The sequence below is a fragment of the Blautia sp. AF19-13LB genome, from assembly GCF_003479105.1.
Lineage (GTDB): Bacteria > Bacillota > Clostridia > Lachnospirales > Lachnospiraceae > Fusicatenibacter > Fusicatenibacter saccharivorans.
Genome location: NZ_QUGO01000038.1, coordinates 1 through 8653, shown reverse-complemented (window position 1 = coordinate 8653; position 8653 = coordinate 1). Strand labels below are relative to the sequence as shown.

Here is an 8653-nt window from a genome sequence, read left to right as displayed (position 1 = left end):
AGTTTATCCGGCAAGCCATAACCGGGGCAGCCATACGCCCCATCATAACCGTTTCCCCCGTCAATGACGAGCTGCTTGCCGCTGTCGGGAAGCTGACCGCCGAATACGGCAGGATCGGCGGCAACTTAAACCAGATAGCCCGGACGCTGAATGAGTGGCACAGCCCCTACCCGCAGCTTGCCGGGGAGGTACGGGCGGCGATTTCCGACCTTGCTGCCCTAAAGTTTGAAGTCTTGCAGAAAGTGGGTGACGCTGTTGGCAACATTCAAACATATCAGCTCTAAAAACGCCGACTATGGCGCAGCGGAAGCCTATCTCACATTTGAGCATGACGAGTTTACCATGAAGCCCACCCTTGATGAAAACGGGCGGCTGATACCGAGGGAGGATTACCGCATTTCTTCCCTCAACTGCGGGGGCGAGGATTTCGCCGTTGCCTGTATGCGAGCCAATCTCCGCTATGAGAAAAACCAAAAACGGGAAGATGTGAAAAGCCACCACTATATCATCAGCTTTGACCCACGGGACGGGACAGACAACGGCTTGACCGTAGACCGGGCGCAGGAGCTGGGCGAGCAGTTCTGCAAGGAGCATTTCCCCGGACACCAAGCCCTAATCTGCACCCACCCGGACGGGCATAACCACAGCGGGAATATCCATGTGCATATCGTCATCAACTCCCTGCGGATTTACGAAGTCCCGCTTCTGCCCTACATGGACAGACCAGCCGACACGCTGGAGGGCTGCAAGCACCGCTGCACCAACGCCGCTATGGAATATTTCAAGAGCGAAGTCATGGAAATGTGCCACCGGGAGGGGCTTTACCAAATCGACCTCTTGAACGGCAGCAAGGAACGGATAACCGAACGGGAATACTGGGCGGCAAAGAAAGGGCAGCTTGCCCTTGACAAAGAGAACGCCGCCAGAGAAGCCGCCGGACAGCCGACCAAGCCCACCAAGTTTGAAACGGACAAGGCGAAGCTGCGCCGGACGATACGGCAGGCACTTTCCCAAGCTGGCAGCTTTGACGAGTTTTCTTCCCTTTTGCTGCGGGAGGGTGTGACCGTCAAGGAGAGCCGGGGGCGGCTTTCCTACCTCACGCCGGACAGGACAAAGCCTATCACAGCCCGAAAGCTGGGGGACGATTTTGACAAGGCTGCTGTCCTTGCCCTGCTCACGCAGAACGCCCACAGAGCTGCCGAACAGACCAAAGCCATACCCGAATACCCTGCCGCAGTTAAAAAGCCGTTACAAGGGGAAAAAGCTGCAAAAACCACCCCGGCAGACAACACCTTGCAGCGCATGGTTGACCGGGAAGCCAAGCGAGCCGAGGGCAAGGGCGTGGGCTATGACCGCTGGGCGGCAAAGCACAACCTAAAGCAAATGGCAGCTACCGTTACCGCCTATCAGCAGTACGGCTTTTCCTCCCCGGAGGAACTGGACGAAGCCTGTTCTGCCGCCTATGCCGCCATGCAGGAAAGCCTTGCGTGGTTGAAGCAGGTGGAAAAGACGCTGAACGGGAAAAAGGAGCTGCAACGGCAGGTGCTTGCCTATTCCAAGACCCGCCCTGTCCGGGACGGGCTGAAACAGCAGAAAAACGCCAAAGCAAAAGCAGCCTACCGTCAGAAGCATGAAAGTGACTTTATCATAGCAGACGCAGCCGCCCGCTATTTCAGGGAGAACGGCATTTCCAAGCTGCCGAGCTATAAATCCCTGCAAGCAGAGATTGAAAGCCTTATCAAAGAGAAAAACAGCGGCTACAACGATTACCGGGCAAAACGGGAGGAGTACCGCCGCTTGCAGACTGTCAAGGGCAATATCGACCAGATTTTACGCCGGAGCGAGCCGCAGCGCAGAAAGGAGCAGAGCCATGAACGGTAATATCCCCCGCATGGACTACCGCCAGTACCGGGCAGCCCGCCGCCTTGTGCATGAGTGCTGCAACTATGACAGCGGGAACTGCCTGCTGTTGGAGGACGGCGAGCCTTGCGTGTGTGTACAGAGTATCAGCTATTCGCTGCTCTGCCGCTGGTTTACCGCCGCTGTCCTGCCCCTTGATGAAGCACTGGAAGCCGCCCTCTTGCGCCGGGGAAGCCGGAAACGCTGCGCTGTCTGCGGGGCGTTCTTCTTCCCAAAATCCAACCGGGGGAAATACTGCCCGGACTGCGCCGGACGCATGAAGCGGATAAACGCCGCCAAACGGAAGCGGAAACAAAGGGAGAAATGTCACGCTTTAGGGCATTTCAAACCCGCATAAATCAAGGCTTTTTTGGAGGGTGTCAAAGGGTGCGTGATACATTTATCCTTTTCCCTTAAAAACGCCCCCTAAAAGCGTAACAGAACCCACAGACAGACACCACAAGGAGGTGAACCCTATCGCTGATTATATGACCGCAGGAACGGAGCTGCCCGCTTACCTGCCTTACCCCCGTTTCCTGCTGGAAACAGACCTATCCCACACCGCAAGAGAGTTATATGCGCTGCTGTTAGACCGTTCCACCCTTTCGCAGAAGAACGGCTGGCAGGACAGCGAGGGACGGACATACATTGTCTACCCCATAGCAGAGATAGCGGAAATGCTGGATAAAGGCTGCACCACCATAAAGGGCGCACTGAACGAACTGGACGCTGCCGGGCTGCTGGAACGCAGACGGACGGGCTTTTCTGCCGCCAACCGTCTGTATGTGAAAGTGCCGCCTATCCCAGTGGTACAGTTTTCCGACCAACTGACGGACGGAAAACCGCCCCTCATAAGGGCGGGAAACCGACCAACTGACAGCCGGAAAACTGACCTTATGACGGTCGGAAAACCGTCCCCTAACCAAACTAATATAAACAACCTAATAGAGAGCCAAACAAAAGGAGCGAGTGAGGGGCAGCCCCCCGCCGCTTATGGCAGATATAAAAATGTATTTCTTTCTGACACAGAACTTTTGGAGCTGGAACAGGACTTCCCCGGCAAGTGGGAGTATTACCTTGACCGCCTTTCCTGCCACATCGCTTCCACCGGGAAGCAGTACCAGAGCCATGCAGCCACCATTTACAAGTGGGCGCAGGAGGACGCTGCCAAAGAGAAGCCAAAGAAAGGCATACCGGACTATTCATTCAAGGAGGGAGAAAGCCTATGACCGATACAATCCACAACACCATACTGCCTATGACCGACACCACAGCCGAGCCGGAGGATTACACCGGGGAGGACGGGCTTTTATACTGCGGCAAATGCCGGAAACCCAAAGAAGCCTATTTCCCGGAGGGCAAGACCTTTTTCGGGCGTGACCGCCACCCGTCAGAGTGCGACTGCCAGCGGGCAGCCCGTAAGGAACGGGAAGCCGCCGAGAAGCGGCGCAGCCACCTTGAAACGGTGGAACGGCTGAAACGGCAGGGCTTTACAGACAAGACCATGCAGGACTGGACATTTGCCAACGATAACGGCAGCTGCCCGCAGATGAAGAACGCCGCCGGATATGTGGCACGCTGGGAACAGATAAAGGACGGGAACTACGGGCTGCTCTTGTGGGGCAGGGTAGGCACTGGGAAAAGCTATTTTGCCGGGTGTATTGCAAACGCCCTCATGGAGCAGGAAGTCCCGGTGTGCATGACAAACTTTGCAGCAATATTAAACGACCTTGCCGCCAGCTTTGCGGGCAGGAACGAATATATTTCCCGCCTTTGCAGCTTCCCCCTGCTCATCATTGACGATTTTGGAATGGAGCGTGGCACAGAATACGGTCTGGAACAGGTCTACAATGTGATTGACAGCCGCTACCGGAGCAGGAAGCCGCTGATTGTGACGACCAACCTCACGCTGGAGGAATTGCAGCACCCGGAGGACACCGCCCACGCCCGGATTTATGACCGCCTGCTTGAAATGTGTTCCCCTCTCTGCTTTACCGGGGAGAATTTGAGGAAAGCCGCCGCACAGGGAAAAATGGAACAGCTGAAACGGCTGCTTGCCGGAAAGGAGATTTGCCTATGACCGACACCCAGAGAAACAAACGCCCTGCCCGCCGCCCGGACTGCGTGACCGAAACGAGGATAGGCAACACAATCCTTGTGGTGTCTGGCTTTTTCAAGGAGGGGGCGACCGACACCGCCGCTGACAAGATGATGAAAGTGCTGGAAGCAGAAGCCGCCGCCGGATATTTGACCTGTGATAAGCCTGATTGAAAAACCGTCATTTTTACCGACCGTAAAGAAGCAGATTTGACGCTTTTGCCGCTATACAGACAGCCGCCCCATGTGGTACAATCAAGGTACGGAATAGTGGGGCTGGCTGTCGGAAACGGAGGAATTTATGTTAAGACAGACCACCCAGCAACTCATTACCGCCCTTTACCCAAGACTGTCCCATGAGGACGAGCTGCAAGGCGAGAGCAATTCCATTTCCAACCAAAAGAGGATTTTGGAAACCTATGCCAAACAGAATGGATTTTCTAATCTGCGCTGGTACACCGACGACGGTTATTCCGGTGCGAACTTTCAAAGACCCGGATTTCAAGCCATGCTTGCAGACATTGAAGCAGGGAAAGTCGGGACAGTTATCGTCAAGGATATGTCGAGGTTAGGGCGAAACTACTTACAGGTGGGAATGTACACAGAAATGATTTTCCCACAGAAAGGTGTCCGCTTCATCGCTATCAATGACGGAGTGGACAGCGCACAGGGGGAAAATGATTTTGCCCCGCTGCGGAACATTTTTAACGAATGGCTGGTGAGAGATACGAGCAAGAAAATCAAGGCAGTAAAACGCTCTAAGGGCATGAGCGGAAAGCCCATCACAAGCAAGCCCGTCTATGGCTACCTCATGGACGAGGACGAAAACTTTATCATTGACGAGGAAGCCGCCCCGGTGGTACGGCAGATTTACAGCCTTTGCCTTGCCGGGAACGGTCCGACCAAGATAGCCCGTATGCTGACCGAGCAGCAAATCCCCACGCCGGGGACGCTGGAATACCGCAGGACGGGCAGCACCCGCCGCTACCACCCCGGCTATGAGTGCAAGTGGGCGACCAATACCGTGGTTCATCTGCTGGAAAACCGGGAATATACGGGCTGTCTGGTAAACTTTAAGACCGAGAAGCCGTCCTACAAGCTGAAACACAGCATAGAAAATCCCCCGGAAAAGCAGGCGGTTTTTGAGAACCACCATGAGCCTATCATTGACCGGGAAACGTGGGAACGGGTGCAGGAGTTACGCAAGCAGCGCAAACGCCCCAACCGTTATGACGAAGTGGGCTTGTTCTCCGGCATACTCTTTTGTGCCGACTGCGGCAGCGTCATGTACCAGCAGCGATACCAGACGGACAAGCGCAAGCAGGACTGTTATATCTGCGGAAGCTACAAGAAACGCACCGCCGACTGCACAGCGCACTTTATCCGCACTGACCTCTTGACCGCTGGCGTACTCTCCAATCTGCGGAAAGTTACCAGCTATGCGGCAAAGCATGAAGCCCGGTTTATGAAGCTTTTAATCGAGCAGAATGAGGACGGGGACAGACGCAGGAACGCCGCCAAGAAAAAGGAGCTGGAAGCCGCCGAGAAACGCATAGCCGAGTTATCTGCTATCTTCAAGCGGCTGTATGAGGACAGCGTAACCGGGCGCATATCGGACGAGCGTTTCACAGAGCTGTCGGCAGACTATGAAGCCGAGCAGAAAGAACTGAAAGAACGTGCCGCCAGACTGCGGGAAGAACTTTCCAAAGCGCAGGAAGCCACCGCAAACGCTGAAAAGTTTATGAATGTGGTACGCAGGCACACTACCATTGAAGAACTTACCCCTACTCTGCTGCGGGAGTTTGTGGAGAAAATCGTTGTCCATGAAAGCGTTGCCCTTGACGGGAAACGCCGGGGCAAGTTACGCAGACAGGAAATCGAAATCTATTATTCTTTTGTCGGCAAGGTAGAACTGCCCGACACCTAACCGCCCGACCTATCCGACATACCTCATGTGCCGGATAGGAACGGCAAAATTTTTTACACTTCTATTACTTCTTTATCACACATAAGCAAAAAGCCAGGGCATGAAGCAGTTCATGGCTAATTAGTTGGAACAAAAAACGAAAGGAAAAGCACAATCCAGACGGTATCAGCGGCAGGCTACAAGAATAAATTGTGATTTCACAAGATTGGTGCTATAATAAGAGAAAAGTTCCTGCCGGGGCAGCCGCCCCGGTGGTATAGATAGAAAGGCAGGAAAACAATATGCACATCAGCTATAAGCCACTCTGGCACACACTGTTAGAGCGTGATATGAGAAAAGAGGATTTAAGGCTTGCCGCTGGTATGACAACAAATATGATTGCCAACATGAGCAAAGAGGGAAAGCACATCAGCATGGATACATTAGCCCGTATCTGCGAAACGCTGAATTGTGAGATTACCGATGTGATTGAGTTAGTACCAGACGAGCCTGCTTCCACAGGAGGTAAGGAACATGAGCGAATTGAAACCAAGAATAACGGAAAACGGAATTGATTATATCCTTGTCGGAGATTATTACATCCCGGACTTGAAACTGCCGGAGGAACACCGCCCTATCGGAAAGTACGGACGGATGCACCGGGAATATTTAAGGGAAGTCCACCCAGCCAGATTGAATACATTGATACTGACCGGGGAATTGTGGACATATCTTGCAGACCTGAACGAACAGGCACAGGAACGGTTAGACACCATCATGGAGCAGATGAAAACTGCCGAGGGCGTAACCGAGGAATTGAAGCGTACCCACCAAATGGAATGGGTGCAGCGTTGCAATAACATTCATAACCGGGCAGAAGAAATTGTTTTGCATGAGATGATTTATTCATAACGGGAGCAATTAAATCGGAGGTATATAAGATGATTGAAATTGTATTTGGTGAAAGTGCCTGTGGAAGTTTGAAAATTGCCCAAACTTACGGCAAGGGAAAGTATAGAGGAAGTGCTGTTTCAATATTTATGAGGCATGAAGACGGGAGTGTTCCATCTTCAGATGAAATGAAAAAAGCACAGCTTCAAGCACAGGAACAAGAACGCATTGCTTGGGAGAATGCTATTCCATTGGGAGGCAAGAGCTGTGATGTTTATTGTTTTGATATGGCTCTTAGTGTGGGAGATATTTCTGATAATGGAATTGGCGAACAGCGGAAAAATGTTTTCAAGAAAATGCTGTCTGTCTGCTTTGTAGAGGATTTAGATTATCAGGTTGAAGAAAAAATACAGAAAATTAAAACTACATTGACCTCAGTGATTGAACGATATGTAGCTGGGGAAGAAATTCGCATTTGGTATAGCTATAATCCAGATGAGCTTTGTGGTATGTATTGGCTTATGAAACAACTTCAACCCTTAAACTGCCAGACAACAATTTATTTGGTTAAGTTACCTACATGGGAATATGGAAAAGAAAATACTATGACATCCAAAATAGCATGGGGCGAGGTCTCTCCTGGCGAATGGGGAAACTATATAACTCTACAAGAGAAAGCTAATCCTGTATTTCTTTCAGCTTGTGCTATGAAATGGAATCAACTTCAAAATGAAAATGCACCTTTGCGTGCAATGTTAAATGGTAAATTGCAAAGCGTTTCAGAAGATATATATGATAGTTTCATTCTTCGTGAAATTGCGGAACAGCCAGAGCAATTCAAAATGGCTATTGTCATAGGTAATGTTTTAGGAAAATATCAACTTGGAATTAGTGATGTATGGATTTCCAATCGCATTGATAAAATGCTTGAAGATGGTGTGTTGGAAATTATACAGGACGCACCAAAGGGAGAAACAAATTATCGCCGAATATTAAGAAAACGAATGAAGTAATAACCACAGCACAAACCGCTGCTACATGGAATCCAACAAACCATGCAACAGCGGTTTTCCTTTACCGTTTTTTCCTCTGGTTGATAGGCGTTCCCGTTTTCTTTGATTTTTGGAGAATCCGAATAAGCCAGCGAAATTCTTCATCTGACAGATTTTTATAGTTGATACCGAGCTGCTTGCAGTAAAGCACTGCCAGTTTTTCCAAACGGCTGCCCTTGAAATTTTCGACCGCTTCCAGATTTTCTTTCAGTTCATTGGCAACAGTGGTCTGGGGCGCACTCTCACTATCCTTTTTATGGGTTTCCCGAATATCCCGGATAATCAGGTTTAGGTCATCCAGAACCATGTGGCTGAAATATTCATCATCACTGATATGGGCGGCTTGCAGCACTTTCAAATGTGGGTCATCTTCGCCAGGGCGATACCGTTCTATGATTTCATGTCGGACAGTATCGACAAGGGTGTTGAGGTTTTGAATCTGCATGGTGGCAATCCCATCCACATAAATCTCAATGTCCGCAAGAAACTTGATAAAGTCCTTATGGGTGGCAAGTTCGCAGAGCAGACGGTTGTTGATCCGACCGCTTTTCAGAAGTGCAACCATTTCATCGTTCAAATGCAGCTCCGTCAGTGGCGTGTTGATCTGCTCCCTGTTCTCTGTCCGGCACAGCAGATAATCGACGGAAACCCCATAGAAGTCTGCCAGCGTGATAAGGTTGCCATGATTGATTTCCTTAAAATCTTCTTTTTCATAACTGCCAAGGGCTGATTTAGAAATACCCGTTAGTTTTGATAGTTCTTCCAGATTTAAGCCTTTGTCCTTGCGGAGTTCCCAAAGGCGTTCCTG

Annotated in this window: 11 protein-coding genes; 10 read left to right on the top strand and 1 reads right to left on the bottom strand. The window is 50.9% G+C overall.

The window, feature by feature from the left end; genetic code table 11:
- The 10 genes from mobC to DWX32_RS18720 form a co-directional block, all read left to right on the top strand.
- The coding region (gene mobC, locus DWX32_RS18765) for a plasmid mobilization relaxosome protein MobC (RefSeq protein WP_118660848.1) at nucleotides 1-284 on the top strand (284 nt) is incomplete at its 5' end.
- A complete protein-coding gene (locus DWX32_RS18760; RefSeq protein ID WP_014080221.1) occupies nucleotides 256-1881 on the top strand; it encodes a relaxase/mobilization nuclease domain-containing protein in 1626 nt (541 codons plus the stop codon). The genes mobC and DWX32_RS18760, both read left to right, overlap by 29 nt.
- A complete protein-coding gene (locus tag DWX32_RS18755) occupies nucleotides 1871-2257 on the top strand; it encodes a cysteine-rich VLP domain-containing protein (RefSeq protein WP_002594234.1) in 387 nt (128 codons plus the stop codon). The genes DWX32_RS18760 and DWX32_RS18755 overlap by 11 nt, the downstream gene beginning before the upstream one ends.
- A gap of 130 nt (nucleotides 2258-2387) precedes the next feature.
- Nucleotides 2388-3128 (top strand): replication initiator protein A, encoded by a 741-nt coding sequence (locus DWX32_RS18750; protein ID WP_002594233.1) that lies wholly within the window; start codon nucleotides 2388-2390, stop codon nucleotides 3126-3128.
- Nucleotides 3125-3979 (top strand): ATP-binding protein, encoded by an 855-nt coding sequence (locus tag DWX32_RS18745; RefSeq protein ID WP_002594232.1) that lies wholly within the window; start codon nucleotides 3125-3127, stop codon nucleotides 3977-3979. The genes DWX32_RS18750 and DWX32_RS18745 overlap by 4 nt, the downstream gene beginning before the upstream one ends.
- Nucleotides 3976-4170 (top strand): transposon-encoded TnpW family protein, encoded by a 195-nt coding sequence (locus tag DWX32_RS18740; RefSeq protein ID WP_002594231.1) that lies wholly within the window; start codon nucleotides 3976-3978, stop codon nucleotides 4168-4170. Before DWX32_RS18745 ends, DWX32_RS18740 begins: the two co-directional genes overlap by 4 nt.
- Nucleotides 4171-4297: 127 nt before the next feature.
- A complete protein-coding gene (locus DWX32_RS18735) occupies nucleotides 4298-5923 on the top strand; it encodes a recombinase family protein (protein WP_002594230.1) in 1626 nt (541 codons plus the stop codon).
- Between the two features lie 281 nt (nucleotides 5924-6204).
- On the top strand, nucleotides 6205-6477 hold the full coding sequence (locus tag DWX32_RS18730; protein ID WP_002593556.1) for a helix-turn-helix domain-containing protein: 273 nt from the start codon (nucleotides 6205-6207) through the stop codon (nucleotides 6475-6477).
- Entirely contained in the window at nucleotides 6437-6814 is a 378-nt protein-coding gene (locus DWX32_RS18725) for a TnpV protein (RefSeq protein WP_005927690.1), read from the top strand. Before DWX32_RS18730 ends, DWX32_RS18725 begins: the two co-directional genes overlap by 41 nt.
- Nucleotides 6815-6843: 29 nt before the next feature.
- Nucleotides 6844-7806, top strand: a complete 963-nt coding sequence (locus DWX32_RS18720) for a DUF3658 domain-containing protein (RefSeq protein ID WP_005927687.1) — start codon at nucleotides 6844-6846, stop codon at nucleotides 7804-7806.
- A gap of 61 nt (nucleotides 7807-7867) precedes the next feature.
- Here the strand turns inward: DWX32_RS18720 and DWX32_RS18715 are convergent.
- Nucleotides 7868-8653: helix-turn-helix domain-containing protein (locus DWX32_RS18715; RefSeq protein WP_147398514.1), on the bottom strand; the 786-nt coding region annotated here is incomplete at its 5' end.

Coding starts and splice junctions, on each gene's coding strand:
- DWX32_RS18755 (WP_002594234.1), top strand. CDS start 1,871: ATGAACGGTAATATCCCCCGCATGGACTACCGCCAGTACCGGGCAGCC.
- DWX32_RS18750 (WP_002594233.1), top strand. CDS start 2,388: ATGACCGCAGGAACGGAGCTGCCCGCTTACCTGCCTTACCCCCGTTTC.
- DWX32_RS18745 (WP_002594232.1), top strand. CDS start 3,125: ATGACCGATACAATCCACAACACCATACTGCCTATGACCGACACCACA.
- DWX32_RS18740 (WP_002594231.1), top strand. CDS start 3,976: ATGACCGACACCCAGAGAAACAAACGCCCTGCCCGCCGCCCGGACTGC.
- DWX32_RS18735 (WP_002594230.1), top strand. CDS start 4,298: ATGTTAAGACAGACCACCCAGCAACTCATTACCGCCCTTTACCCAAGA.
- DWX32_RS18730 (WP_002593556.1), top strand. CDS start 6,205: ATGCACATCAGCTATAAGCCACTCTGGCACACACTGTTAGAGCGTGAT.
- DWX32_RS18725 (WP_005927690.1), top strand. CDS start 6,437: ATGAGCGAATTGAAACCAAGAATAACGGAAAACGGAATTGATTATATC.
- DWX32_RS18720 (WP_005927687.1), top strand. CDS start 6,844: ATGATTGAAATTGTATTTGGTGAAAGTGCCTGTGGAAGTTTGAAAATT.